This window comes from Streptomyces sp. NBC_00344 (assembly GCF_036088315.1).
In the GTDB taxonomy this organism is placed as follows: domain Bacteria; phylum Actinomycetota; class Actinomycetes; order Streptomycetales; family Streptomycetaceae; genus Streptomyces.
On record NZ_CP107996.1, the window covers coordinates 2,632,078 to 2,658,340 of the forward strand.

Here is a 26,263-nt window from a genome sequence, read left to right on the forward strand (position 1 = left end):
TGGAGAGCCGCACGCAGGCATCAGGGATAACCCCCTGGTTCCACGGAACGAAATCAGGGACCGTCCAGGGTCGCGAGGGCTCCCACCGCCGCCCCGGGGCCGTCACCATGGGCGTATGACATCCCCGCCGCCGCAGCACGAGCCAGGGCCGCAGTTGCGGCGCCACCGGAAGAACAAGGTGGTCGCCGGGGTGTGCGGCGGGCTGGGCCGGCACTACGACCTGGACCCGGTGATCTTCCGGGTGGTGCTCGGAGTGCTCGCGGTGACCGGCGGCATCGGGCTGATCTTCTACGGCTTCGCCTGGCTGCTGGTCCCACTGGACGGCGATGAGGAGACCGAGGGGCACCGGCTGCTGACCGGGCGGGTCGAGGGCGCGTCGATGACGGCCGTGCTCGCCGCCCTGGTGGGGTGCGGGCTGTTCCTCTCCATGCTGCACTACGTGTCCGTACTGGTCTTCTCCGCGCTGCTCGCACTGGCCGCCGGGGGATCGGCGGTCTGGTCCCAGCGGCGGCGGCTGGCGCCCCGTGAGACCGCGGACCCGGTGGGGGCACAGTCGGCGGGCGGCCCGAAGACCGCCGCGCAGAAGGTCGCCGACGCGCCGCCCGAGACCAAAGCGCCGCCCACGCCCGGCAGCCCGTCCTGGTGGCGGGACCCCATCGTCAAGGACGGCACGACGGGGCCGGTGGGCTCGGGCTACCTGTGGGGGCCGGCGGACGCCGCGGTGGAGTCGCCCCCGCCCTCGCCGTTCCGCGGCCCGGCCTGGACACCCGCGGCGAATCGTGGACCGCGCGGCATCGGTGGCCGGCTCTTCCTGCTGGCGCTGATCGCCGCCGGGCTCGGCACCGGTCTCGCGTGGCAGGGGCACCCGGTGGGCACCAGTGTGCAGACCGGGCTGGGCTGCGCGCTCGCCGTCTTCGGTCTGGGCATGCTGCTCAGCGCGTTCGTCGGGCGCACCGGAGTCGGCACGATCACCCTGGCGGTGCTCACCGCAGGTCTTCTCGCGGTGTCCGCCTCCTTGCCGAAGAGCGTCACATCCGACTGGATCCGCACGGACTGGCATCCCCCCTCGGTCGCCGCGATGCGGTCCGGGTACCAGGTCGGCTCCGGGGTCGGCACCCTCGACCTGCGCGATGTGGCCATCCCCCGGGGCACGTCGGCAGGTACCCATGTGGAGGTCGGCGCCGGACGGCTGGTGGTCATGGTGCCGAAGAACGTGACGGTGCGGCTCAGGGCGGAGGTGGGCATCGGCGACGTGCAGTTGCCCGGCGACGACAGCAAGGACGTCGACGTCCGGCCCGACCAGGACAGGACGGTGACGCTCCACCCGCCACCCGGCGGGGAGGCGGCAGGGACACTCGACCTGCATCTGGAGGTCGGCGTGGGACAGGCGGAGGTGACCCGTGCACGGTGACCGGCCGGGATATGAGCGCAGGGACGGCCGCACCGGGGCCACCCGCGACAGCCGGGGGCCGGCCGGGTCCGCCCGGCGGCCCAGGAGGGAGTACCGGCACGAGTTCCGGCCGGGAAAGGCGGTCGCGGGTCTCGTACTGCTCGGGATCGCCGCCGTCTACCTGGGTGACGCCGGAGGCCTCTGGCAGACCCCGCCGGGCGCGCTGGCGCCGATGCTGGTGCTGGGTTTCCTGCTGGCCGGGGTGACCAGCAGGATCGGCTACAGGGTGCGCCGGCGGCGGGCCAGCAGGGCGTCCGCGGAGAACACGGACGACCCGGCGAGCACCAGGGGCAGCCAGGCCATGAGGTAGGCGAGGTCGTTGCCGTAGTAGTAGGGGGTGGTCTGCCAGCTCACGGTCAGCCAGAGGCTGAGCGAGATCAGTGCGCCGCCGAGCGCGGCAAGGCGCCCGAAGAGACCCAGCAGGGTGCCGATGCCCACGGCGAGCTCCCCCAGGGCGATGGCGTACCCGAAACCTGAGGGGTTCTTCAGAGCGAGGTCCACCAGGGCCGGGATAGCGGCCGAGTCGCGTACCGAGTGCATCAGTTCGCCGATGGATCCGGCTCCGGACGCGTGGAGGAAGGCGGAGTCGGTGAGCTTGTCGAGCCCTGCGTAGACGAAGGTGATCCCGAGGAAGACACGGAGGGGGAGCAGCGCGTATGTCCGCGCACGGTCCCTCCAGCCGCCGTTCCGCACGGGGTTGACGCCGCCGAGTCCGGTAGGTGTTTCTGTCCGGTATCCGTGAACCATGGCTGGTCCTGCCTCTCCGCTTGCGCCGTGTCGCGCCGTGATCTGACGGGCGCGGGGACGATTCTCCTTCGCCGCCTTGGTAGGAGATACGGATGCGGTGGCGTTCAGGCTCAATCGGCGGGCGGCGAATCCTGCGGGCCGGGGCGCCCGGCACCGCTGGCGGGCTGTCCCCCGGTTCGTGTCGTCGATCGGCACGTCACTCGGCTCGGTACGTCACCCCGTTCGGTACGTGACTCGGCACTCGGCCGGTCGCGTCACCCCGTTCGGTCGGTCACCCCGTTCGGTCCGTCACCCCGTTCGGTCGGTCACACCGTTCGGTCCGCCACTCGTTCAGTCCGTCACATCGATCTCGCACGCCGCTGTCTCCACTCCGGCCGCGGTGATCACTCGCACCTCCACCCGCCCGGGTTCCACCTCCACCGGTACCGGCACCACCAGCACCGTGTCCGTCGGATTGGCGAAGCCCCCCTCCACCGGGACCAGCGGCACATGCACATGGACGGTCCCGATCCGGACCATCATCCGGGCCAGCCGGTCGGGTGTCCGCGCGCCCGGTGGGACGAATCCCGCACCGCGGATCTCGATGTCGTCGCCGGTGCGGATCGGTGCGTCGAGGTCTCCGGCCTCCCTGGCGCGGACGACCGAGAGGACCACGGGACGGCCGCCCTCCGCGTATTTCCCGGCGAAATAGGTCACCGCGGACACGGCCACCAGCAGGGCCAGGCCCCACGGCAGGTCGGGGAGCTGGTCGGGGCGGCGCGCCAGGCGTACTGCCGCGAAGAGCACCGCGACCGTACTCACCAGCACGTACTGCGCGTCGGCGAAGCTCCCGCGGCCGGAGTCGTCGGTCAGCAGGTCGGCGGTGCGCGGGCGGTCGGCGCGCACCTTCTGCAGTTTCTGGGCCAGCACCCGGAGAGCCACCACCCGGCGCACCACGACGGCGATCGCACAGACCAGTGCGAGTACCGTCACCAGGCCTGCGCCGCCCGCCAGATCGAGACCTTCGATGAGGGCGTTCCGCTCGGCATGGCCGGACGCGCCGGCGAGCTGGAGCGAAAGGACAAGCACCGCGAAGACGACGAGCAGCACCCACACCGCGGCGACCGCCCGTGAGGTGGAGAGACGGTTGTCCTCGCCGATCAGCGGGGCCAGCAGCCCACCGCGCAGCCGGTGAATTCCGGCCGCGCCGGTCAGCAGTCCGGCGGTGATCAGTGCGGCGAGCAGGCCGGCGGTGCGGGCCGTGCTCCAGCCCGCACCGATCGCGGTCGCCGCTTCCGCGAGGGCGAGCACCACCGCACTCCCCCACACCACCAGCAGGGTGCGCTGCCACACCTGGTGGAACCAGGCCTCACCGGCCTCCCGGCTGCGGTCCGACACCGCGCGCGCCGACTGTGTCAGCTCGTCGGACACCCACTGCCGGGACGCGCCTGTCGAGTGCGCGACGGCTCCGGGCAGCCCCTGTCCGGCCGCGAGTTCGTCCCGCTTGGCCAGGAATGCGGCGACGGCCCGCCGGTGCCCCTCGCGTGCGCCGTGCGGGCATGCGGCGCAGGTGCAGCCACTGCCGTGCGCACCGGCGTGCGTTCCGGCGTACGCGCCGTCGTCCTGCCTTGTCTCCTGCACCGCCACGAAAAAACGCCGCCCTTTCGCACCCTTGAACTTCCTTGTAATGCAAGGGAATTGTGCCGTACGGACGGAGGCGTGCACGCAGCAGGTCAGGTCAGCGCGGGTGATTGACAAACCGTCACGTTGACGGCGTGTCCGGCAGCGAGCGGCTGATCCGCCGCCACAGGGGCTGATAGTTGATCCACGCCACCAGGTCGCTGCCGAGCTGCTCCCTGGCGGCCACCGCGTTGTGGTGGTCGATCAGCACCGGTTTCCCGGCCGCCCGCGCTGCGAGCTGGACCTGGCAGCAGCGCTCCATGGTGAAGAACCACCAGGCCGCCGCGTCCACCGAGTCGCCGACGGTCAGCAGTCCGTGGTTGCGCAGGATGACGGCCTTGCGGGCGCCCAGCGTGGCGGCGATCCGCCGGCCCTCCTCCTCGTCCACGACGACGCCGCTGTACGCGTCGTAGAGCGCGTGGTCCTCGTAGAAGGCGCAGGACTCCTGGGTGATCGGATCCAGCGGCTCACCCAGCGCGGAAAGCGCCCGCCCGTGCACCGAGTGGCTGTGGGCGACAGCGACGATCCCGGGCCTGGCCCGGTGGATCTGGGCGTGGACGGCGAAGGCGGCCTGGTTGACGTGGTGCCGGCCCTGCACGACCTGCCCGTCTCCACTGGCCAGAATGAGATCGTTCGGTGTGATGTCCGCGAGGGGCATCCCGAAGGGGTTCACCCAGTAGCAGTCGGCGTAGCCGGGGTCCCGGGCGGTGATGTGACCCGAGACGCCGTCCTCGTAGCCGTGGTGGGCGAACAGCCGCAGCGCCCCGGCAAGCCGCGTCTTGCGGTAGTGGCGTTCCTCGGCGAGGGATTCGTGGACGGGCGGCATGGCGAACTGAAGTTGTTCCACCGGGATGGGGGCTGGCGTTTCAGTCATGGCCGGAAGCTACCTTGCGTTACCGCAGGTGAACAGTGTTGGGCGGCAGGAAAACGGCAGCGCCGCCGTCCGGATGCCCGGTACGGCGGCGCTGGCCGGAACTGCTGGGGACGTCACTCCCACTCAATGGTCCCCGGCGGCTTGCTCGTGACGTCGAGCACGACCCGGTTCACATCCGCGACCTCATTGGTGATGCGTGTCGAGATCTTGCCGAGCACGTCGTACGGCATCCGGGTCCAGTCCGCCGTCATGGCGTCCTCGGACGAGACCGGGCGCAGCACGATCGGGTGACCGTAGGTCCGCCCGTCACCCTGGACGCCGACCGATCGCACATCCGCCAGCAGGACGACCGGGCACTGCCAGATCTCGCGGTCCAGGCCGGCCAGCGTGAGCTCCTCGCGGGCGATGGCATCGGCCTCGCGGAGCAGATCGAGGCGGTCCCTGGTCACCTCACCGACGATACGGATGCCGAGACCGGGGCCCGGGAACGGCTGGCGGTGGACGATCTCGTCCGGCAGGCCGAGCTCCTGGCCGACCATCCGGACCTCGTCCTTGAACAGCTGACGCAGCGGCTCGACGAGCTCGAACTCGATGTCGTCGGGGAGCCCGCCGACGTTGTGGTGCGACTTGATGTTGGCGGTGCCGGTGCCGCCGCCGGACTCGACGACGTCCGGGTACAGGGTGCCCTGGACCAGGAAGGCGACGTCCTCGCCGGCGTCGGCGATGATCTCGACCTGGGCCTGCTCGAAGACCCTGATGAACTCCCGCCCGATGATCTTCCGCTTCTGCTCGGGGTCGGAGACACCCTTCAGCGCGTTCAGGAAACGGTCCTGGGCGTCGACGACCTTCAGCTGAACGCCGGTAGCCGCGACGAAGTCCTTCTCGACCTGCTCGGTCTCGCCCTTGCGCATCAGTCCGTGGTCGACGTACACGCAGGTCAGCTGTGAACCGATGGCCTTCTGCACCAGCGCGGCCGCCACCGCGGAGTCCACACCGCCGGAGAGCCCGCAGATGGCCCGCTTGGATCCGACCTGCTCACGGATCAGGGCGACCTGCTCGTCGACGACATTGGTCGTGGTCCAGGTCGGCTCGATGCCGGCGCCCCGGTAGAGGAAGTGCTCAAGAACCTGCTGGCCGTGCGTGGAGTGCATCACCTCGGGGTGGTACTGCACGCCGTACAGCTTCTTCTCGTCGTTCTCGAAGGCCGCGACCGGCACGACGTCCGTGGACGCGGTGACGGTGAATCCCTCGGGGGCGGCGGAGCAGGCGTCGCCGTGCGACATCCACACCGGCTGTTCGGCCGGGGTGCCCTCGAAGAGCGTCGAACCGGGCTTGGAGACGGCAAGCGGGGTCCGGCCGTACTCACGGGCGCCGTTGTCGTCGACCGTGCCGCCGAGGGTGGTGGCCATCAGCTGGAAGCCGTAGCACATGCCGAAAACCGGGACCCCGGCCTCGAAGAGCGCACGGTCCACGCTGGGCGCACCCGGGGCGTACACCGATGAAGGGCCACCGGACAGGATGATCGCCCTGGGGTTCTTCGCCAGCATCTCCGCCACCGGCATGGTGGAAGGAACGATCTCGCTGTAGACCCGCGCCTCACGGACGCGACGGGCGATGAGCTGGGCGTACTGGGCGCCGAAGTCGACGACGAGTACGACGTCGGGGGCGGCGGGGGGTGCTGCTGGCACGGGGAGCGGCCTTCCGGCGGGGCATGGGGAGTGTCTGGATACTCCGATTCTAACGGGGCCGGCGGAAGGGACTTGTCTCTGCCTCCCGGCGCCCTCCATACTGGCGCCATGCATCAGCAGCTGACCTTCGTCTTTACCTATGGCACCGGCCCGTCCGGCTGCCATGGTCGTGCTGCTTGATCCGCTGACAAGCACTTCCCCAGGCGCCCCGGGCCGACAAGGTCCGGGGCGCCTGTGCATTCCGGACCGCGCGGTCCCGGGGGCCTCACCCCCCGAGGAGTAACGGACATGAGCACCTCCGCCACCACCGACCGGACGACCGCCACCCGCCGGACGGCCGCCGGCCGGTCCACCGGCACCGGGAAGACCGGCGCGCACAGCGCCGATGCGGCCGAGCTGATCACCGGCGCCCGCGAGCGCATCGACTGTCTGGACGACCGGATCATCGGCCTGATCCAGGAACGGATGGCCGTATCGGCAGTCATCCAGGACGCCCGGATGACCTCCGGCGGCCGCCGGGTGAACCTCTCCCGCGAGATGGAGGTGCTGGCCCACTACAGCGGGGCGCTGGGCCGGCCGGGAACCGGTCTGGCGATGACGATGCTCGAACTGTGCCGGGGGCGGATCTGAGCGCGGGGCAGGAGGACGGCAGGTTCCGCATCTGAGTTCGGGCCCGCTCTCACCCGTACGGCGCGTGACCGGGCCCGGCGGCCCTTCGTTGGTCCATGCGTCCGCACCAGCCAGGGGCGGCCCCTCGGAAAGAAGAATCCACGCGTGGCTCCGCCGCGGTGTGTGACGTACCGCAGGTATGTCGTGGGACCACACTTCGGCGTGCGTGACCGGACGGCAGGGGACAGCGGCCCGGTCATCTCGTGGGCGGTCGGTTCCCGGGGACGCCCGGGGCCGGCGGCCGGGTCCGCGGATTCCCGGCCCGCGGATCAACGCCATCCGCGATGTGCCGGCCGGCTTGGACAGAGCCCCGTGGAGTGCACTCCACGGGGCCTCGCCGTGCCCGCTCCGGCCCGCCCCCTCAGTGGCGTGACGCAGGTCACATAAACATTCCGTGAATCCGGAAGCAACCATTCACCGGGTTCACAGGTCATCCATGCGGAACCAACAAAGGCCCCACCCGTATGCACACGCACCACGGGAGGCCCCTCGCACCGCACCAACGAGGTCCGCATGAAGCTCCGCCGCACCACGGCTGCCACAGCCGCGACCGCCGTCACGGCGCCGGTCGCTCTGCTGACGGCATCGGCTGCCGCGCACGCGGACGGACTTCCGGTCGGCGCGGGCACCCGGTTCACCGTCCGCCGGCGGGCAGCCGGCGGCGCCGGTTAGAGCCGGACACCGACTCGGGAGGGCTGCACTCGGAGGGGGGTGCAGCCCTCCCGCATGTCCGGCGCGCTGCCACCGGGGAGGCAGCGGGGCGACCGGGCCCGCGATGCCCGGTGGGGGCGGCAGCACGGGACCCGGTGTCACTTCTTGGGCGGAACCGCCGGCATGCCGAGGAACGGCAGCTTCAGCGCGCCGAACGCCTCCGCCGGCACCACGGGCGACTTCGGTTCCACCGCGGCGAGGCGGCGGTACTCCTGCCCCTGCTCGGGACGCGGGTCCTCCTCGCCCTTGTTGGGCCAGTAGGACATGGCGCGTTCCGCCTGCGCGGTGATGGTCAGGGAGGGGTTGACGCCCAAGTTCGCCGAGACCGCGGATCCGTCGACCACCGAGATGCCCGGGTGGCCGTACAGCCGGTGGTACGGATCGATCACGCCCTCGTCCGCCGACGCACCGATCGGGCAGCCGCCGAGGAAGTGCGCCGTCAGCGGTGTGCCCATCAGCTCACCCACGTTGGACCCGGCGAAGCCGTTGATCTCCTCGGCTATCAGAGTCGCGGCGCGAGTGCCCTCGGCGATCTGCGTCGGGTTGGGCGCACCGTGCCCCTGACGCGCGGTGAGCAGCCCCTTTCCGATACCGCTCGGCTTGCGGTACGTCGTCAGGGAGTTGTCCAGCGACTGCATCACCAGGGCGATGATGGTCCGCTCCGACCAGTGCCGGTTGGAGAGCGAACGGGCCGCCAGCCAGGGGTGCCTGGCCACGTTGCCCAGCCAGCCGAGGACCCGCCGGGATCCGTAGGGGACCTGGAGGATGGACATCGCGCCCATCGCGTTGGACCCCTTGCCGTACCGGACCGGTTCGATGTGTGTGTCGCCGTCCGGGTGGATCGACGAGGTGATCGCGACCCCCTGGGTGAAGTCGGCCCGGCGGGTGCCGTGCTTCTTGCGGTAGCGGCGGTCGGACGTCTGCGAACCCACCAGGGCCTCGGAGTTGGTCCGGGTGAGCTCGCCGAGCTTCGGTGAGAGCCGTGGCAGCAGCCCCTGGTCCTTCATGGTGTGCAGCAGGGTCTGGGTGCCGTATGTCCCCGCGGCGACCACCACCCGGTGGGCGCGGAGCACCTTCGGTGGCGAGGTGCGGCGGTCCGTGGGGACGGTGCTGACCTGGTAGCCGCCGTCGCCGTGTTCGGCGATCGCCGTCACCGAGGTCAGCGGGTGGATGACCGCACCGGCCTTCTCCGCGAGGTAGAGGTAGTTCTCCGTGAGGGTGTTCTTCGCTCCGTGCCGGCAGCCGGTCATGCACTCGCCGCACTCGGTGCACGCCTTGCGGGAGGGGCCCACACCGCCGAAATACGGGTCGTCGACCGCGGTGCCCGGCCCGGCCTTCGACGCGCCGTCGGAGTCCTTGCCGTCGCCGAAGAAGACTCCTACCGGCGCCAGATGGAAGCTCTCGCCGACGCCCATCGCCTCCGCCGACGCCTTCAGATGGACGTCCGAAGGCGTCATGGTCGGGTTGAGCCGTACTCCCAGCATGCGCTTGGCCTGGTCGTAGTAGGGCGCGAGTTCGGCCTGCCAGTCGGTGATGGACGCCCACTGGCGGTCCTCGAAGAACGGCGCGGGGGGAACGTAGAGCGTGTTGGCGTAGTTGAGGGAACCACCTCCGACACCCGCTCCCGCGAGCACCATCACATTGCCGAGCAGATGGACGCGCTGGATGCCGTAGAGACCGAGCGCCGGGGCCCAGAGGTAGTTCTTGATGTCCCAGGAGTTCTTGGGCAGGGTCGCGGGAGTGAAGCGGCGGCCCGCTTCGAGTACCCCGACCCGGTAGCCCTTCTCGGTCAGCCGCAGTGCGGTGACCGAGCCGCCGAAACCGGAACCGACCACCAGCACGTCGTAGTCGTACCCCGCGTCACCGTCCCGGCTGCGGACGGAGTTCTCCTCTGACATTGACTCTCCTCATAGAGATCTAGCGGAGGCGGAGGGCCTTCATCGCTTTGAGACTGCGGCTCATGAACGCGGCGTACTTCTCGTCGCTCATACCGAAGGACGGAGCCATCGGCATGATCCGCTGGTGAGCGACGGTCTGCGCCTCGGTGTACTTCAGGATGCCCTCGGAGCCGTGCCTGCGGCCAAGACCCGACTCCTTCATGCCGCCCATCGGGGACTGCACACTGCCGTACGCCGGGGCGTATCCCTCATTGATGTTGACCGTGCCGGTCCGCAGCCGTGCGGCGACCGAGTGGCCGCGCCTGCCATCCTTGGTCCAGACGCTCGAATTGAGCCCGTAGGGGGTGGAGTTGGCGATCGCGATGGCCTCGTCCTCATCCTCGAAACGGTAGATGGAGACGACCGGGCCGAAGGTCTCCTCGGAGCAGACGGCCATCGGCGCCTCGACGCCGTCGAGGATGGTCGGCTCGTAGAAGAGCGGGCCGATGTCGGGACGGTGCACCCCGCCCGCCACCAGCTTGGCGCCCTTCGCCACGGCCTCGTCGACATGCCTGCGTACGGTCTCCAGCTGACGCTCGCCCACCAGTGAGCCCATGTCCGCGCCGTAGGCGAGGGAGTTGCCGAGGCGCATCGCCCGGGTACGGGCCGCGAAGCGCTCGATGAAGTCGTCGGCGACCGACGCATGGACATACAGCCGCTCGATGGAGATGCACAGCTGACCCGCCGACGAGAAGCAGGCACGCACCGCTCCGGCGGCGGCCTTCTCCACATCGGCGTCATGCAGCACCAGCATGGCGTTCTTGCCGCCGAGTTCGAGGGAGACACCGACGAGCCGGGCCGCCGCGCTCTGGGCGACCTCGCGGCCGGTGCGGGTGGAGCCGGTGAAGGAGACGTAGTCGGCGTGCTTGACCACCTCGGGGCCGACGACCGGGCCCTCGCCGATGACCACCTGGAAGACCTCGGGCGGCAGCCCCGCCTCGATCAGCAGATCGCGGGCCCACAGGGCGGTCAGCGCGGTTTCGGTGTCCGGCTTCATCACCACGGCGTTACCGGAGACGAAGGCCGGCAGCGCATCGCCGACGGACAGCTCGAACGGGTAGTTCCACGGTGCGATCTGGCCGACCACACCCCGCGGCTGGCGCAGCTCGGTCACCTTGGTCAGGGTGGGGATGGCGCCGGTGTGGCCCTTGGGCTTCAGATACGCGGCAGCCCTGCGCCCGTAGTGGCGTGCGGCGACCGAGACGGCCAGCACCTCTTCGTGGGCGTGCAGCCTGGCCTTGCCCGTCTCCAGCTGGATGAGGTCGAGAACCTCGGCCTGCCGGGAGAGGACCAGGTCATGGAAGCGCAGGAGTACGGCGGCCCGGGCACGGACCGGGGTCGCGGCCCAGGCCGGCTGCGCCGCGCGGGCCCGGTCGAAAGCGGTGGCCACGTCCTCCGGAGTGGACTCGGGCAGGTCGGCCAGCTTCTCCCCGGTGAAGGGGGTGTGGTTGGCCGTGCGACCGGAACCGACCACTCCGCGCGTCAGCCGGACGACCACGTCGGGGGTGACCACATCGGCTGCGGTACGTACCCCGGCGGGCGCGGGTGCGATCGGGTTCGTGCCCTGGGAGGCCGTGGCGGTGGGAGCCTGCGAGTCCGTCATGAGGGGAGGCTATGCCTCGGCGGACACTTTCGGTACCCATGGGTAACACCTTTTCACCGGACCCTCATACAACGCCAGTGATCGCTGGCGGCATAAGCCCTGATCAGGGGGCTCATGCCGGGCGATCACACGGCGCAGCCGCTCAGAACCCGTCGATCCTCAGGTGCGCCGCAACATCGGAGAACAGTGTGTCCCCGGTCTTGGCGGCCCAGCCCCGCGCCGGGCCCTGCACCCGCATTCGCCAGTAGACGGTGCTCTTCGCCTTGCCGCCGTCCTGCGGGACCAGCAGTTCGTGGAAGCGGTGGACGACGGGGCTCTCACTGCTGTCGGCCGGGTCCACGTAGTCGGTGACGATCTCCGACGCCTGCTGCCCCTGATGGCTCGTGGTCTTGACGGTGACCTTGGCCTTGACGATCTCCGAGCCGTTGTCCCCGCCGCTCAGATAGTGCTTCTTCCATTCGGCCGGATCAGATCCGATCACCTTGACACCCGGATCCGCGGCGGCGGTGTCGACCCGGTCGACGAAGACGGAGAAGACCCCGCTGGGGTCCCAGTAGGTGACGCTGGCCTCGTCGCTGTCGCCCTGCACACGCCGGTAGTCCTTCGGCACCGCCACATCCGCCTTGAGCACCTCGGATTCCGGGCGCACCAGCCACCCGTCCGGCAAACCGCCGCCGCCGAAGGGCTGGGCGAAGATCAGCACCAGCGCGACCGCCACGGCCAGCACCCCGGCGCCGAGGCCGTACTGGGCTCTGCGGTTGCGGTGCAGTACCGGCGGAACCCAGATGTTCGTGGCCGTCGGCGCACCGGCCGGGCCCGGGGCGGTGAGCTGCGGGACAGCCTTGGGCGCCGGCCGGGCGACCGACTCCAGGACCTGGCGGATCTCGGCCGTGTCCGGCCGGTCCGCCGGGTTCTTCCGGAGCAGTTGCATCACCAGCGTGCCGAACGCACCCGAGCCGCGGGCCGGCATCTGCGGCTCGGCGCTCATCACGGCCTGCAGCGTGGCGGGGGTGTTGGACCGGCGGAACGGCGACATCCCTTCGACCGCCGCGTACAGCACCACACCCAGCGACCAGAGATCGGACTCCGGCCCGGGACGCTGCCCCAGCACCCGCTCGGGCGAGATGAATTCGGGCGAACCGACGAACGCGCCGGTCTCGGTGAGCCCCTGCTCCCCCTCGACCTGGGCGATACCGAAGTCGGTGAGCACGACGCGCCCGCCACGGCCCAGCAGCACGTTGTCCGGTTTGACGTCGCGGTGCAGCACGCCCGCCTCATGGGCGGCGCTCAGCGCTCCGAGGATCGCGAGACCGATACGCGCGGCCTCCCGGACGTCGAGGGTGCCCTCCGCGAGCCGGTCGCGCAGCGAGTGCCCGTGCACCAGCTCCATGACGATCCACGGCTTGCCGCCGCGCTCCGCTCGGCCCGCACGCTCCGCCGGGCCCCCGGGCGCGGAGCCCTCGACGACCACGTCGTGCATGGTGACCACGGAGGGGTGGTCGATCCGGGCCGCGGCACGTGCCTCCCGCTGCATCCGCAGATAGACGGTGTCCCGCTCACGGGCGGGCACATGGTCGGGAACCCGCGGCTCCTTGACCGCGACGTCGCGGTCGACGATCTCGTCGTGGGCACGCCAGACCGTGCCCATCCCACCGTGGCCGAGGCGGCCGACCAGACGGTAGCGACCGCCCAGGATCCGCCCCGCGCCGATGTCCTCGGGCGGCTGCGCCGGCGCCACCTGAGTCGGCGCGTGGTCCGCCGGCTCCTGCGCCGGGTCCCCCTGCCCCGTATGGGCGGCTGCCGTACCGCCGGTGGCCGGATCGTGCTGCTGGGGCAGCTGCGCACCGTTCGGTGCCGGTGGCCGCAGACCGTAACTCGTGGGCTCGTTCGCCCGTCCCCCGTCGTTCTTCATGGGATCCATCCTGGCGAACCGCGCGGCCGGACACCACCGTCGCCGGAGAGCGGATGCACACCCGTGACAACTCAGCCGGCGACCGTGAACGAGTCCACTGCCGTGTCGAAGTGCCGCTCAGCGGTCGCGGAGCTGCCGGCAGGGGCCGAGACCCACACGTCGTAGAGACGGCCGTCCTGCTCCCAGCAGAGGTCGTGGGTATGACGTTCGCCCTCGGCCTTCGAGAAGCCGTTCCAGGTGAACTCCCACAGGGCCGCTTCGTGCCCGTTGTGGGTGGTCGCGGTGACCCGGCCGTCGTGATAGCCGGGGTTGGTGGCAGGACCCGCCGCGTCGGAGGCGTGCTGCGTGGCGACCGGGCCGTCGCCCGGGGTGCTGTGGATGCGGACGCCGATACGGAAGATCTTGCCCGGCGTCATGTAGTAGATCCGCTCACCGTCGGTGGAACGGGTCGCGTCGCCCGGAACGGTGAGCGAGAAGCCGGCCGGGTCTTCGGCCCTGCGGTAGCCGGCCGGCACGGATGTGGTGGCGGAGCTGCCGGACGCGGAGACGCCAGGTGCGGTGGCGTCCGTGCCGGGCCGTACGGCGGGCTCCCGGGTCACCGTGACGGTCGGTCCTGGGGACCGGCGGGACGCCGCCGAAGAGGTGGGCGTGCGGGCCGGCGCACTGTGGCTCCGGCCGGCCGCCTCGCCCCCGCCGCCGGCCGTTCCACCCCTGATGACGGCCAGCGCGATCCCGGCACCGGCCACCGCGGCCACCAGCACCGCCACGACCAGGGCACTGCGGCCGGCGAACGTCCTGCGGGGCTTCGCGGCGGCGCCGGGCGTCCCGGGCGAGGTGTCCGGCGTCCCGGGCGAGGTGTCCGGCGCCGCAGGGGCCACCGGCGCGGGGGTGAGGGGGGCGGACTGCGTCGGCGAATACGCGGACAGCACCGGGGTGGCCCCCGTGGTGAGGTAGGCGGTCAACAGCCGCTCGGCCTCATCCGCGCCCATCCTGCGCACCGGATCCCGCTCCAGCAGCCCCCGCACCACCGGGAGCAGTGGTGCGGCGGCGGCAGGCGGGCGGATCTCGTCGGTGACGACAGCGTGCAGCACACCGCCCAGCGAGTCACGGTGGAAGGGCGATTCACCGCTCAGCGCCGCGCACAGCAGCACACCGAGCGACCACAGATCGGATTCGGGCCCCGCGTCCTCGCCGGACATCCGCTCGGGCGAGGTGTATTCGGGCGAGCCGATGAAGGACCCGGTCTCGCTGATCGTCGTCGCCCCGGCGAGCTGCGCGATGCCGAAGTCGGTCACCACGACCCGTCCGCCGTCCTCGACCAGGACGTTCGCCGGCTTGATGTCCCGGTGCAGGACCCCTCGCGCGTGGGCCGCCCGGAGAGCGCCGAGCAGCGCGATGCCGATCCGGGCCGCCTCCGGCGCGCCGACCGGCCCCCCTTCCCTGAGCCGGTCGGCGAGCGAGCCACCGACCACCAGTTCCATGACGATGTAGGGCCGTTCGTCGTCCTCGACGACCACATCGTGCACAACGATCACGTGCGGATGTTTGATCTGGGCGACCGCCCGTGCCTCGCGCAGCGCCGAAGCGGTGGCCGTACCGGTCTCCGGGTTGAGTTCCTTGACCGCCACCTCACGGCCGAGCAGCTGGTCAGCGGCCCGCCAGACGGTCCCCATGCCGCCCCTGCCGATCCGGTCGCCGAGCAGATAACGCCCGGCGATCAGCCGGCTGTCGCGTGCGCCGTGCGACGGTGAATCATGTGACGGTGCGTCGTGTGACACTCGTGCTCCCCCTACGTGCCCCGCGCGAGTCAGCTCGGCGGCTGCCAATAGCGAAGGACCGTGTCGAACCGCTGACGGTTCCAGTCACCCGCAGGACCACCCATGTAGATCGCGTACTCCGCCCGGCCGTGGTCCACGTTGTACATCTGGTCGATGGCGCGACGCAGGCCCGGGTGCCCCTTGGTCTCGGTCCAGGTGAACTCCCAGAGCGAGGCGTCCTCGTCCCGGAAGCTGTTGACGTGCAGGGTCAGCCGCTTGTAGTGCGGCAGCCGCTTGAGCTGGGGTTCGATGGCCAGCTGGTGCAGATAGGGCGTCTCGTAGTCCGGGTCGTTGTCGACACTGATCCGGATGAAGTGGTTACCGTCGTCGGGCGTGTAGTCGATCTCCCCCGAGCCGTCCGCCTGACGCTCCCAGCCGTCGGGCACGGCCATGCTGAACCCTTCCGGGTCGTGCACCCGGTGCCAGCCGTCGGGTATGCCCCCGTGCCGCTTCGACGGACCCGGGCTCGCCGACGACGGCGGGGGCGACTGCTTCGACGCGTCGTCGCCCGAACCGCTGTGCGCGCTGCGGTACTTCATGGCGCCGAAGCCGACCACACCGCCGATGAGCACGGCCAGCACCAGCACCAGGGCGATGGTGCGCAGCCTGCCGTGTCCGTCCTTCGCCTCGGGAACGACAGCGGGCGCCGGCTTCACCAGCCGGCTCGTCGGGATCGCGTCCTGGAGCATTCCCTCCGGAACCGACTGCGTCGGGACGAACGCTTGGGCCTGCTTGGGCCGGCGCCCCTCCATCGCCTCGAGCAGCATCCGCTCGGCCCCGGCCGGATCGGGCCGGTCTGCGGGGTCCTTGCGCAGCAGTGCCCTGATGACGGGTTCGAGCGGACCGGCCTGGGTGAGCGGCGGCAGCTCGTCGTTGACCACCGCCTGGAGGGTGGAGATCGGCGAGGTGCGGCGGAAGGGCGAGCGCTCCTCGACGGCCGTGTACAGCGTGGCGCCGAGCGACCACAGGTCGGACGCCGGGCCCGGCGCCTCGCCGTAGACCCGTTCGGGGGCCAGATAGTCGATGGAACCGACGATCTCGCCGGTCCTGGTGATCTCCGAGTCGCCCTCTATGGCGGCGATCCCGAAGTCGGTGATGAGTACCCGGCCGTCACGGGCGAGCAGCACGTTGGCCGGTTTCACGTCGCGGTGCAGCACCCCGGCGGCGTGCGCGGCGCGCAGTGCGCCCAGCACATGGAGGCCGACCCTGGCGGCCTCACGGGGGTCGAGCGTGCCCGATTCCTTGATCTCGTCGGCCAGCGACGGTCCGTCGACGAACTCCATGACGATCCACGGACGGTCGTCGTACTCGATCACATCGTGCACGGTGACCACCCCGGGGTGGTTGATCCGTGCCGCTGCCCGCGCTTCCTTCTGGGTCCTGGCGTGCAGGACGACCCGGTCCGCCTCGGCGACGTACAGACCCGCCGTCAGTTCCTTGACAGCCACCGTCCGGTGCAGCACTTCATCGTGGGCACGCCAGACCTTGCCCATACCGCCACGGCCGATGAGTTCGCCCAGCCGGTAGCGGTCGGCGAGCACCAAGTCCGCGTTGTGAGTATGTTCCACGTGCCCCTGTCCGTTCCCTCGACTGACAGGTTACGGACGGAGGTTCGGTCGTGGAACCTCGGGGCGGACCGTGATACCGCACTGTGACGGGGAGGGACCGGCTGAACGGGACTCAGGATAAGGCCGTCCGCCGTCACTTGTCGGTGCGGTAGCTGGCGACGGCCTGCTCATAGATCTCGGTGACCTTGTCGCGCTGCGATTCGGGGCCGATGACCTGCACGATGTGATAGCGACCGCGGATGATCATCGCCACGTTGCGGACGAACACCTCGCGTCCGCTGCTGTCCTGCCAGGTGAACTGGCCTTCAGCCATCGCCTGGTTGCCGACGTCGATCCGCCGCAGCCCGGCGGCGGAGGACCAGGTGGAGTCGCGGAACGGCTTGAGCTCACGCTCCTTGTTGCGCTGATACGCCATCGGGTCGGCACCGTCGTCCTTCACGCTGTCCCGGCCCGGCACCACGACGAGTTCGAAGTCCCCGCCGAGAAAACGGATTTGTCCGGCGTCGTTGACCGGACGCCGGTCCCAGTCCTTGTCGACCGCGACCCGGAAACCCTCGGGATCCTTGCGGACCGCGTACCCGGCGGCCGGTCCCGCACTGTCGGGCTCGGTGCCCTGCGGCGTCCCCGGTGACGGCGACGGCCGCGCGGACGGGCCCCGGGTCGCTGTCGCCGTGCCGGCCGGGGCGGGTGCGGAGGCACCGCTGTGCGAGGGCTGCTGGGACTCGTCGGCCCTCGGCATGAACTTCAGGGCGTAGACCAGCGCGGCTATGAGCACCACCAGGATGACGATGAGCAGGGTGCGGCCCAGCGACCTGGGCTGCCCTGCCCGCTTCGCGGTCCGCTTCGCCGGTGCCGCCTCCATGGCCCGGGGGGCCGGTATGGCCCCGGACTCGCCGCGTCTGCCACCCCGCCTCTGCTGGCGGTGCCTGCCATGGGTGCCGTCCGCCGCGGCACCGCGGTTGCGGCGCCTGCGGACGAGTTCACCCCTGCGCCGGACGATCGGCAGCCGGGTGGCATCGGCTGCCGGGACCGGTACGATCCCCTGCCCGGCATCCGGCTCGGGCGCCGACCGCACGAGTGAGCGCAGCCAGCCGCGCAGCTCCTCCATGTCGGGCCGCTCGGTGGGGTCCTGACGCAGCAGGGACTCGACCACGGGCCGCAGTGGGCCGCACTCCTCGGCGAAGGCGGGCGGCTCGGCACAGACCAGCTGGACCAGTTCGGCGGCGCTCTCCTCGGGATAGGGGGCGTGCCCCTGGACGGCCCGGAAGAGCAGCGCGCCCAGCGCCCAGAGATCGGTGGCGGGCCCGACCGGGGCGGCGAGCTGCCAGTTCCCCTGGACGGGCCCCGCCTGTTCGGGCGCCCAGCGTTCGGTGACCGGGCCGACCACAGTGATCCGCGCCTGGCGGGCCCGCTCGGCGTCGAGTGGCGTGGCGGGGCCACGGTGGGCAGGGGCGACCGGATCCGCTCCGCCCCGGTCCCCGGGGACAGCGGCGGCAGAGCCACCCCCCGGCAGTGCCGCGGCCCGGCGGCTGTCCCGCAGATCATCGGCGCGCAGACCGTCACCCGCTCCGGAGCGGGGCTCGGCGCCGTGCCAGTAACCGGCCAGTTCCTGACGCTCGGGAGGTGACTGCCGGCTCCGTGGCCCGGCGCCGGTCTCCGGGTACCGGGCCGGCGGCCTTCCGCTGTCACCGTGCCGCTCGGCCTCGCTCACCCTGGCGGCGGCGCGGGCGCCCGCACGGTACGCGGCTATCGCACCCGCACGGGCCGCGCGAACGTCTCCCGCGTCCGTTTCCCTGACCTCGGGCAGCGCGCCCTGCGCGCCGGGGGCCTGCCGCTGGGCCGGCAACCCCTCGTGGTGGGCCCCGTCGGGCACCCGGCCCTCGTCGTGCGGCTGGTCCTGCCGCCGGCCCTGATCGGGCGGTAAATCCGGCGCCGGCACCGGGTCGTAGCCGCACAGCGCCTCCTCCGCGGCCCCCGAAGCCAGACCGGTCAGCACCACTCTGCCGTCCTCACAGACCAGCACCGTACGGGCGGTGATGTTCCGGTGCGTCCAGCCGTGCGCGTGCAGCACGCGCAGGGCGGTGAGCACATCGGACGCGATCTCCGCTGCGCGGTACGGGTTCAGCGGCTGGTCGGCGAGGAGCGCGGCCAGTGGCCGCGCCGCCACCAGTTCGCTCACCACCCAGAGGGACCCGCCCTCCGCGAAGACGTCGAACACCTGGTCGAGGCGGGGGTGGTCGGGTATCTGCGCGGCCGACTGCGCCGCCTCCATGGCCCGCCGCACGGCGGGCTCGGCCGGCCGCCGGGTGGTCCGGGCCGAGGCCCGCCGGGGCGAGGGCAGACCGGGGCCGGCCCCGTCGCCCTCGTCGAGCATCTCCGCGTCGACCACCTCGGGCAACGGCACCTGGCGGACCAGGACTTCCTGGCCGCTGTAGGTGTCGAAGGCCCGGGTCTCGGCGAGTTCGAACTCGTCGGAAGGCGGCAGCGGAAGGCGGTAGCGGTCGGCCAGGACCCTTCCCGCGTACTCGTCCACGACGCCTCCCCGGAGCGTGCTGTTCCCTGGTCTCAGGGACCGGTTCAATCCGTCAATTGCGGTCGATTACGGGCCCATTGCGGCTGCGTACGGTCCGCTTCCTCTCACAATACGTGTTCTCGGTCACTTCTTGGGGCTGAACGTCTTGAACGCCGTATCACGCAGCGTGCGGCACTCGTCGCCGTCCCATTCGCTCGCCTTGCAGCTGACCATGATGGAGTACCCGCCATGGGCGTCCACCTTGAAGCCGCGGTTGAGCACCCTGATGCGCTCGCCGTGCTGGTCCCGTTCGAACTTCCAGTCGGCGACGGTCGGATAGCCGTTGTACGAGACCTTGTCTATACCGAGGTGCTTGTAGCCGCTCATGCTGGCCCGGGCACCGCCCACCGCGGCCTGCCAGGCTGCGGCGGCATCGTCCGTGGGAGAACCGTTGAAGTCGATCTGGACGCGCGGGAAGTCCTGGTGGGCGCTGTAGATGCCGCCCGAGTTCTGACCCGCTATCGACCAGCGCTTGAAGGTGGCGGGCATCGCCATCGAGAAGTGGAACCGGGTGTCCGTGACGGTCTTGTAGCCGCTGGGCAGTGAGTCACCGGCCGGCGGATCGGCGGACGCCGGGTCGTCCGGGCCCGGTGATTCGCCACCGCCGTTCTGCCCCTTGCCGCTGTCGTCGCTCGCGCCCTGGTCGCCCTTGCCGCCCTGCTCGCCCGTCTTCCCTCCGCTGCTGCCGCTGCTCTTGCCCTTGCCCTTGGTGTCGTCCCCGGCGGCAGCCGCACTCGAGCTCTTGTCCGCCCTGGGCTTGCCCTGACTGCCCGTGTCCTTGTCGTCGCCCCCGCCCAGCATGAAGGAGAGAACCGTCCCGAACAGGGCGAGCACCACCACAACGGCGATGATGATCAGGGTCCGGCGTGGCACGACATCGGTCAGCGGCGCCCTGACCCGTGCGGGCCGGCCGCCGGCCGTGTCGGCGGGCTCCGCCGGAGCGGCACCGGGCCTGGCGTTGCGAACGGACTTCAGCGCGCTGCGAACCCGTTCCGCCGCGGCCGTCTCCAGCACGTTGGGGACCTTGAACTCGCGGGGTGCGGCCGGCTCCCCGGCCGCCGTGCCGGGGGCTGCGGGACCGGTCTTCGGCTTCGTCCCGGCCTTCGGCTTGTTCTTGGGCTTGTTCTTCGGCGGCTTGGGCTTCGGCTCGTCGGGCACCGGCGGCAGCGGGACCACCCGTGTGGCGTCCGACGCCACGGGTCCGGCCTCGCTCTCCGGCTTCTCCGGGGCATCGACCACCGCGTTGAGCAACTTCCGGGCTCCGGCGTCGTCCAGACGCTGCGCCGGGTCCTTGGCGAGCAGCCCGTAGATGACCTCCGACAGAGCGCCCGCGTTCTTCGGCGGATCGACCGGCTCGGTCATCACGGCGGTGAGGGTCGCGATGGCCGACCCCTTGTCGTACGGGGGCGATCCCTCGACGCTGGCGTACAGCAGTCCGCCCAGCGACCAGAGGTCGGCCGGCGGGCCCGGCTTGTGGCCGCGGGCTCGCTCGGGCGAGATGTAGGAGGGCGCGCCGACGAGCATGCCGGTCGACGTCACCGAAGGGTCGCCCTCGACCTGGGCGATCCCGAAGTCGGTCAGCACGACCCGGCCGTCCTCGGCGATCAGGACGTTCGACGGCTTCACATCGCGGTGCAGGATGCCTTCACGGTGTGCGAGCCGCAGCACGTCGAGGATCGCGAGACCCACCTCGGCCGCACGCCGGGGAGTGAGGACGCCCTTCTCCCGGACCAACTCGGCCAGCGAGCAGCCTTCGACGAGTTCCATGACGATCCACGGACGATCGTCCTCGTCCACCACGTCGTAGACGGTCACCGCACCGTTGTTACGGATCCTGGCGATCGCCTTCGCCTCGCGCAGTGTGCGCGTGACAAGCCTTCGCTTCTCGTCCTCCTCGATGGCCGAGGGGAAACGCAGCTCCTTCACGGCGACAGTGCGGCCGAGCGTCTCGTCCACGGCCCGCCAGACCGTGCCCATGCCACCCTTGCCGAGCACCTCTCCAAGCCGGTACCGCCCAGCCAGGAGGCGCCCCTTGGGTTCCTTCGCCTGCTCCGCCTCCGACATGCGTCCCCTCTGCATTCAACCCGCCCTGGCAGAGCGACCATTGTCCCTCACCCCGGGACCGGTGATGGTGCGGGGTCCGCAGGTGACCATCATGGGGCATGGAGGAAGGATTCCCCGCCATGCCCAAGCTCCGCCTGCTGCTCGCAGCCCCACTGGCCCTGGCCCTGCTCGGTGCGACCACCGCATCCCTGCCCGGAGAACCCCGGGTCAAGCCAGTGCCCGGTGCACTGACCCGTCTGGTCTCCGACGGCGGGGCGCCCGGCGCGGCGCTCCTCGGGCAGAACGCCACCGGCGCCCGCTTCCGCAGCGCCGGCCACGGACTCCACCGGCGGGACCGATTCCGGGTGGGCAGCATCACCAAGACCTTCGTCGCCACGGTCGTGCTCCAACTCGTCGCCGAGCACCGGCTCGCCCTGTCCGACACGGTGGCCGACCATCTGCCCCGGCTGATCCGGGGCGATGGGAACGACGGCCGCCGTATCACCCTGCGCGCCCTGCTCTCCCATACCAGCGGCCTCTACAACTACACCGCCGATGCCGGCCCTCCGCCGCACTCCGCCCTCTCCGCCGTGCGCGTCGCGCTCTCCCATCCGCCGGTCCGGCGAGGCAGGTTCGCGTACTCCAACACCGACTACTCCGTGCTCGGCCTGATAATCCGGCAGACCACAGGCCACTCCTACGCCGCCGAGGCCAGGCGCCGCATCATCGCCCCGCTGCGTCTCGGCGGCACTTCCTTCCCCGGAGCGGCCACCGCACTGCCCGAGCCGCACGGCCCCGGCTACTCATCGGGCCGTGATGTCACCGCCTTCGACCCGCGCGTCGCCGGTGCGGCCGGCGAACTGATATCGACGCTCGCCGATCTGAACCGTTTCTACCGGGCGTTGCTCGGCGGCCGGCTGCTGCCGGCCGTCCAGCGGCGCGAGTTGCTGGACACCCGGGGCACCGGGGGCGCGTACGGCCTGGGCATCTATCCGGAACGGATGCCCTGCGGGGTGGTGGTGTGGGGACACAACGGACGGATAGCCGGGAGTTACGTACGCGCCGCCACGACGGCCCACGGGGGCCGTACGGTGACGTTTCGCGTCAATACGGATGATCCGATGGCCACCGGCCTCGAACGCGACGTACTGAACTCCGCATTCTGCCGGTGACACCGGGCGCCGCGCGGCGCCGTGCCCGCCCGCGCGGCGCCGCTCGTGACGAGGGACACCGGTGCGGACGGGCGGTCGCACCCGCCTACCCCAGCGGCGCGATGTCGGGCGCTCCCAGCCTGGCCGCGTCCGCGGTCAGGTCGTCCGGCTGCCGCTGCGACTCCCGCTCGGCCTGCACCCGCTTCTCGTAGTGCTCGACCTCCTTCTCGATCTGGCCCTTGTCCCAGCCGAGGACCGGCGCCATCAGTTCCGCGACCTCCCTGGCGCACCGGGTCCCCCGGTCGAAGGTCTCGATCGAGATCCGGGTGCGCCGGGTCAGTACGTCGTCCAGATGCCGTGCACTCTCATGGGACGCGGCGTACACGACCTCGGCCCGCAGATAGTCGTCGGCGCCGGTCAGCGGCTTGCCGAGCGAGGAGTCGGCCGCGATCAGGTCCAGGAGCTCCTGGGTCGTCGCCCCGAAACGGTTGAGCAGGTGTTCCACCCGGGCCACATGCAGACCGGTCCTGGCCGCGATGCCCGCCCTGGCGTTCCACAGGGCGTTGTAGCCCTCGGCTCCGATCAGCGGCACATTCTCCGTGACGCACTCGGCGACCCGCTGGTCCAGGGCGTGCACCGCCGCGTCGACCGCGTCCTTGGCCATCACCCGGTACGTCGTGTACTTGCCGCCGGCCACCACCACGAGACCGGGCACCGGATGCGCCACCGTGTGCTCCCTCGAGAGCTTGCTGGTCGCGTCGGACTCCCCGGCCAGCAGGGGCCGCAGGCCCGCGTACACGCCCTCGACGTCGTCCCGGGTCAGCGGCACCGCGAGCACCGAGTTGACGTGCTCCAGCAGATAGTCGATATCGGCGCTGGACGCGGCCGGATGGGCCTTGTCGAGATCCCAGTCCGTGTCGGTCGTCCCCACGATCCAGTGCCGCCCCCAGGGGATCACGAACAGCACCGACTTCTCTGTCCGCAGGATCAGCCCTGTCGTGGAGTGGATCCGGTCCTTGGGTACGACCAGATGAATGCCCTTCGACGCCCGCACATGGAACTGTCCGCGTTCCCCGATCAGCGCCTGGGTGTCGTCGGTCCACACCCCGGTGGCGTTGACCACCTGCTTGGCGCGGATCGCGTACTCGCGGCCCCCCTCGACGTCCTTGACCCGTACACCGACGACCCGCTCACCCTCCCGCAGAAAGGCGATGACCTTGGCCCGGTTGGCGACCAGCGCTCCATAGCTCGCGGCCGTCCGCACCAGGGTCGTCACATAGCGCGCGTCGTCCATCTGCGCGTCGTAGTACTGCAGAGCCCCGACCAGTGCGTCCTTCTTCAGGGCCGGTGCCACCCGCAGGGCGTGTTTGCGGGTCAGATGGCGGTGGGACGGCAGACCGCGGCCGTGCCCCGAGGAGATCGACATCGCGTCGTACAGCGCGACACCCGAGCCCGCGTAGAGCCGCTCCCAGCCCTTGTGCTGAAGCGGGTAGAGAAACGGCACCGGCTTCACGAGATGTGGGGCCAACCGCTCCAGAAGCAGGCCGCGCTCCTTGAGCGCTTCTCTGACCAGGGCGAAGTCGAGCATCTCGAGATAGCGCAGACCGCCGTGAATGAGCTTGCTCGACCGGCTCGATGTGCCCGAGGCCCAGTCCCGCGCCTCGACGAGGCCGGTCGCGAGGCCGCGCGTCGCGGCGTCGAGCGCCGTGCCCGCGCCGACCACCCCGGCGCCCACCACCAGTACATCCAGTTCACGCTCGGCCATCCCGGCGAGCGCATCGGAGCGCTCGTCGGGTCCCAGTGTCGCTGTCCTCACTGTTGCCTCCCGCGTAGATCCGGTCGGGCGTACACCCACGATTCTGTCCGTCCTCACCGACTTCAGCCACCGACTGTGGACAACACTCGGTCACCTTGGCTCGCCCAATGCCAGAAAACGGTCATATTTACTCCTAACCTGACATTGCATTGCCCAACAGGACTTGCGAACTCGTCCCCCTCCGGCTATTGGGAAGGACGGACCCACCCCCATGCCCGCAGATCTCGCCGTCATCGGCCTCGGCCACCTCGGCCTGCCGCTCGCCCAGGCCGCTGTGGCCACCGGCCTCGAAACCATCGGTTACGACACCGACCCGCACCGGCTGCGGCAACTGGCGGCCGGGCACCCCCCTGTCGACGGCTCGCTCAGCGCCGCAGACATCCGCCGGATGCTCTCGGGAGGCTTCCGGACCGTCACCGACCCGGCCCAGCTGGGCCGGGTCCGTACCGCCGTCATCTGCGCGCCCACTCCACTGGGCGAAGCCCGGGCGCTCGATCTGACTCCGGTCACCGACGCGACCCGCGCACTCGCGGCCCGGCTCCGGCCACACACCACCGTCATCATCGAATCGGCCGTCTATCCGGGCACCACCGAGGAGATCCTCCGTCCGCTGCTCGAAGAGGGCTCCGGGCTACGGGCAGGGCGGGACTTCCATCTCGCCTACTCGCCCAGCCGGCTCGACCCGGGCGGCCGCGGTCACTCGTATGCCGCGACCCCCAAGGTGATCGGCGGTCTCACACCAGCCTGCACCGAGTCGGCCGCCGCCTTCTTCGGACGGCTCAGCGACAAGGTGGTCCGGGCGCGAGGTCCGCGCGAGGCCGAAATGACGAAAGTGCTCGAAACCAACTTCCGGCATGTCAATATCGCGCTGGTCAACGAGATGGCCGTGCTCTGCCATGAGCTGGGTGTCGACCTCTGGGACGTCATCCGCTGCGCCGAGACGAAGCCCTTCGGCTTCCAGCCCTTCCGCCCCGGCCCCGGCGTCGGTGGCCACGGCGTCCCGGTGGACACCGCAGGGCCCCCGCACACGGTCCGGCCACTGCGCATGGTCGAACTCGCGCAGCAGGTCAACGACCGCATGCCGCAGTACGTCATCCAGCGGTCCGCCACCCTGCTCAACGAGCACGGCAAGTCCGCGCGCGGTGCCCGAGTGCTGCTCCTCGGGGTGACGTACAGACCGGATCTCGCCGACCAGGAGAACTCCCCGGCCGGCGAGATCGCCAGGCGGCTGATGGATCTCGGCGCATCGGTCAGCTATCACGACCCGTACGTCCCCGACTGGCGCATCCGCGACGTGCCGGTACCCCGCGCCGACTCCCTCTACGAGGCCGCCGCCGCCGCGGATCTCACCCTGCTGCTCCAGCACCACCGCACGTACGACCTCCAGGGCCTCTCGGTGAAGGCGCAACTGCTGCTGGACACCAGGGGAGCCACCCCGGTCGGAGCCGCCCACCGCCTCTGAACGCTGCGGCGTACTGCTAGCCTGCGGCGTTCACCTGTCGCACAACAGTGCGCTTCTGTCCCAGGGGGGACCCCAGCATGAGCCAGTCCGTACCACCGCCATATCCGTCGGACCCGTCCCAGCCTCCGCAGACCTTCGGCTACCCGATGGCTCCGCCGCCCGCCCCGGTACGGAACAACATCGCCGGCGGGATCGTGGTCGCCTTCATCGCCGCCGTCGCCGTGGGGGCCGCTTACGGGGGCATCCTGGGCGCCACCAAGCACGAGATCGGCTACGCGGCCATCGCCGTCGGGTTCATCATCGGCTTCGCCGCGGGCAAGGTGGGCGGCGACCACGTGGGGCTTGCGGTCTTCAGCGCGGTGTTCTCGCTGGCCTCCGTCTACTTCGGCCAGCTGCTCGGCGAGGCGATCATCGCCACGAAGCACGCGCCGGTCTCCGTGTCGGAACTCTTCTTCCAGCACTTCGGTCTGCTCAACGACGCCTGGCGGGCCGACTCCGACGTCATGAGCTACGTGTTCATCGCGATCGCGGTGGGGGCGTCCTTCGCGGGCATGAAGCGGGCCGTCTGACCTCGGAGGCCCGTG

General features: G+C 70.8%; 19 protein-coding genes. 7 read left to right on the top strand and 12 right to left on the bottom strand.

Annotated elements, in window-relative coordinates:
* The first annotated feature begins 115 nt into the window (after nucleotides 1–115).
* Together OHS16_RS11800 and OHS16_RS11805 are read left to right on the top strand one after the other, a co-directional pair.
* Nucleotides 116–1,411 carry a PspC domain-containing protein gene (locus tag OHS16_RS11800; RefSeq protein WP_328537150.1) on the top strand — a complete coding sequence of 432 codons (1,296 nt, stop codon included), beginning with the start codon at nucleotides 116–118 and terminating at the stop codon, nucleotides 1,409–1,411.
* Entirely contained in the window at nucleotides 1,401–1,760 is a 360-nt protein-coding gene (locus tag OHS16_RS11805; RefSeq protein WP_328537151.1) for a hypothetical protein, read from the top strand. The genes OHS16_RS11800 and OHS16_RS11805 overlap by 11 nt, the downstream gene beginning before the upstream one ends.
* On the opposite strand, the gene OHS16_RS11810 is transcribed toward OHS16_RS11805, so the two are convergent.
* The 4 genes from OHS16_RS11810 to guaA all read right to left on the bottom strand — a co-directional run bounded on the left by OHS16_RS11810 (nucleotide 1,670) and on the right by guaA (nucleotide 6,418).
* Nucleotides 1,670–2,197: a DoxX family protein gene (locus OHS16_RS11810; protein ID WP_328537152.1), complete on the bottom strand. Its 528-nt coding sequence runs from the start codon at nucleotides 2,195–2,197 to the stop codon at nucleotides 1,670–1,672. The genes OHS16_RS11805 and OHS16_RS11810 overlap by 91 nt on opposite strands.
* Nucleotides 2,198–2,527: 330 nt before the next feature.
* Nucleotides 2,528–3,823: a hypothetical protein gene (locus tag OHS16_RS11815; RefSeq protein ID WP_328537153.1), complete on the bottom strand. Its 1,296-nt coding sequence runs from the start codon at nucleotides 3,821–3,823 to the stop codon at nucleotides 2,528–2,530.
* 115 nt (nucleotides 3,824–3,938) lie between these two features.
* Nucleotides 3,939–4,730 carry a class II aldolase/adducin family protein gene (locus tag OHS16_RS11820; RefSeq protein WP_328537154.1) on the bottom strand — a complete coding sequence of 264 codons (792 nt, stop codon included), beginning with the start codon at nucleotides 4,728–4,730 and terminating at the stop codon, nucleotides 3,939–3,941.
* 113 nt (nucleotides 4,731–4,843) lie between these two features.
* A complete protein-coding gene (gene guaA, locus OHS16_RS11825) occupies nucleotides 4,844–6,418 on the bottom strand; it encodes a glutamine-hydrolyzing GMP synthase (RefSeq protein WP_328537155.1) in 1,575 nt (524 codons plus the stop codon).
* A 288-nt stretch (nucleotides 6,419–6,706) separates the two neighbouring features.
* On the opposite strand from guaA, the gene OHS16_RS11830 reads away from it, so the two are divergent.
* On the top strand, nucleotides 6,707–7,048 hold the full coding sequence (locus tag OHS16_RS11830; protein ID WP_328537156.1) for a chorismate mutase: 342 nt from the start codon (nucleotides 6,707–6,709) through the stop codon (nucleotides 7,046–7,048).
* Between the two features lie 552 nt (nucleotides 7,049–7,600).
* Entirely contained in the window at nucleotides 7,601–7,759 is a 159-nt protein-coding gene (locus tag OHS16_RS11835) for a hypothetical protein (protein WP_328537157.1), read from the top strand.
* Between the two features lie 137 nt (nucleotides 7,760–7,896).
* Here the strand turns inward: OHS16_RS11835 and OHS16_RS11840 are convergent, their stop codons facing one another.
* The 7 genes from OHS16_RS11840 to OHS16_RS11870 form a co-directional block, all read right to left on the bottom strand.
* Complete coding sequence (locus OHS16_RS11840; RefSeq protein WP_328537158.1) at nucleotides 7,897–9,696, bottom strand: GMC family oxidoreductase; 1,800 nt, start codon at nucleotides 9,694–9,696, stop codon at nucleotides 7,897–7,899.
* A gap of 19 nt (nucleotides 9,697–9,715) precedes the next feature.
* Nucleotides 9,716–11,338, bottom strand: a complete 1,623-nt coding sequence (locus OHS16_RS11845) for a succinic semialdehyde dehydrogenase (protein WP_328537159.1) — start codon at nucleotides 11,336–11,338, stop codon at nucleotides 9,716–9,718.
* 142 nt (nucleotides 11,339–11,480) lie between these two features.
* A complete protein-coding gene (locus OHS16_RS11850; RefSeq protein WP_328537160.1) occupies nucleotides 11,481–13,250 on the bottom strand; it encodes a serine/threonine-protein kinase in 1,770 nt (589 codons plus the stop codon).
* Between the two features lie 71 nt (nucleotides 13,251–13,321).
* Nucleotides 13,322–15,028, bottom strand: a complete 1,707-nt coding sequence (locus tag OHS16_RS11855; protein WP_328537161.1) for a serine/threonine-protein kinase — start codon at nucleotides 15,026–15,028, stop codon at nucleotides 13,322–13,324.
* 29 nt (nucleotides 15,029–15,057) lie between these two features.
* Nucleotides 15,058–16,608, bottom strand: coding sequence for a serine/threonine-protein kinase (locus OHS16_RS11860; RefSeq protein ID WP_443042761.1), 1,551 nt, complete (start codon nucleotides 16,606–16,608; stop codon nucleotides 15,058–15,060).
* A 160-nt stretch (nucleotides 16,609–16,768) separates the two neighbouring features.
* Nucleotides 16,769–19,168 (bottom strand): protein kinase, encoded by a 2,400-nt coding sequence (locus tag OHS16_RS11865; protein ID WP_328537162.1) that lies wholly within the window; start codon nucleotides 19,166–19,168, stop codon nucleotides 16,769–16,771.
* A 123-nt stretch (nucleotides 19,169–19,291) separates the two neighbouring features.
* A complete protein-coding gene (locus tag OHS16_RS11870; protein WP_328537163.1) occupies nucleotides 19,292–21,271 on the bottom strand; it encodes a serine/threonine-protein kinase in 1,980 nt (659 codons plus the stop codon).
* Nucleotides 21,272–21,390: 119 nt separating this feature from the next.
* Here OHS16_RS11870 and OHS16_RS11875 point away from each other — a divergent pair, with 119 nt between their 5' ends.
* Complete coding sequence (locus tag OHS16_RS11875) at nucleotides 21,391–22,422, top strand: serine hydrolase domain-containing protein (protein WP_328537164.1); 1,032 nt, start codon at nucleotides 21,391–21,393, stop codon at nucleotides 22,420–22,422.
* Nucleotides 22,423–22,507: 85 nt separating this feature from the next.
* On the opposite strand, the gene OHS16_RS11880 is transcribed toward OHS16_RS11875, so the two are convergent.
* Complete coding sequence (locus OHS16_RS11880) at nucleotides 22,508–24,217, bottom strand: glycerol-3-phosphate dehydrogenase/oxidase (RefSeq protein ID WP_328537165.1); 1,710 nt, start codon at nucleotides 24,215–24,217, stop codon at nucleotides 22,508–22,510.
* Nucleotides 24,218–24,428: 211 nt separating this feature from the next.
* Between OHS16_RS11880 and OHS16_RS11885 the strand changes: the two genes are divergently transcribed.
* The gene (locus OHS16_RS11885) at nucleotides 24,429–25,679 is read left to right on the top strand and encodes a nucleotide sugar dehydrogenase (RefSeq protein WP_328537166.1); all 1,251 of its coding nucleotides are present in this window, start codon (nucleotides 24,429–24,431) and stop codon (nucleotides 25,677–25,679) included.
* Nucleotides 25,680–25,756: 77 nt separating this feature from the next.
* Entirely contained in the window at nucleotides 25,757–26,248 is a 492-nt protein-coding gene (locus OHS16_RS11890) for a hypothetical protein (RefSeq protein WP_328537167.1), read from the top strand.
* Nucleotides 26,249–26,263 lie beyond the last annotated feature (15 nt).

What these genes read in the sequence shown, in the direction of transcription:
- OHS16_RS11835 (WP_328537157.1), top strand. Translation starts at nt 7,601, where the DNA reads ATGAAGCTCCGCCGCACCACGGCTGCCACAGCCGCGACCGCCGTCACG.
- OHS16_RS11870 (WP_328537163.1), bottom strand. Translation starts at nt 21,271, where the DNA reads ATGTCGGAGGCGGAGCAGGCGAAGGAACCCAAGGGGCGCCTCCTGGCT.
- OHS16_RS11810 (WP_328537152.1), bottom strand. Translation starts at nt 2,197, where the DNA reads ATGGTTCACGGATACCGGACAGAAACACCTACCGGACTCGGCGGCGTC.
- OHS16_RS11890 (WP_328537167.1), top strand. Translation starts at nt 25,757, where the DNA reads ATGAGCCAGTCCGTACCACCGCCATATCCGTCGGACCCGTCCCAGCCT.
- OHS16_RS11875 (WP_328537164.1), top strand. Translation starts at nt 21,391, where the DNA reads ATGCCCAAGCTCCGCCTGCTGCTCGCAGCCCCACTGGCCCTGGCCCTG.
- OHS16_RS11830 (WP_328537156.1), top strand. Translation starts at nt 6,707, where the DNA reads ATGAGCACCTCCGCCACCACCGACCGGACGACCGCCACCCGCCGGACG.
- OHS16_RS11850 (WP_328537160.1), bottom strand. Translation starts at nt 13,250, where the DNA reads ATGAAGAACGACGGGGGACGGGCGAACGAGCCCACGAGTTACGGTCTG.
- OHS16_RS11840 (WP_328537158.1), bottom strand. Translation starts at nt 9,696, where the DNA reads ATGTCAGAGGAGAACTCCGTCCGCAGCCGGGACGGTGACGCGGGGTAC.
- OHS16_RS11820 (WP_328537154.1), bottom strand. Translation starts at nt 4,730, where the DNA reads ATGACTGAAACGCCAGCCCCCATCCCGGTGGAACAACTTCAGTTCGCC.
- OHS16_RS11800 (WP_328537150.1), top strand. Translation starts at nt 116, where the DNA reads ATGACATCCCCGCCGCCGCAGCACGAGCCAGGGCCGCAGTTGCGGCGC.
- OHS16_RS11885 (WP_328537166.1), top strand. Translation starts at nt 24,429, where the DNA reads ATGCCCGCAGATCTCGCCGTCATCGGCCTCGGCCACCTCGGCCTGCCG.
- OHS16_RS11845 (WP_328537159.1), bottom strand. Translation starts at nt 11,338, where the DNA reads ATGACGGACTCGCAGGCTCCCACCGCCACGGCCTCCCAGGGCACGAAC.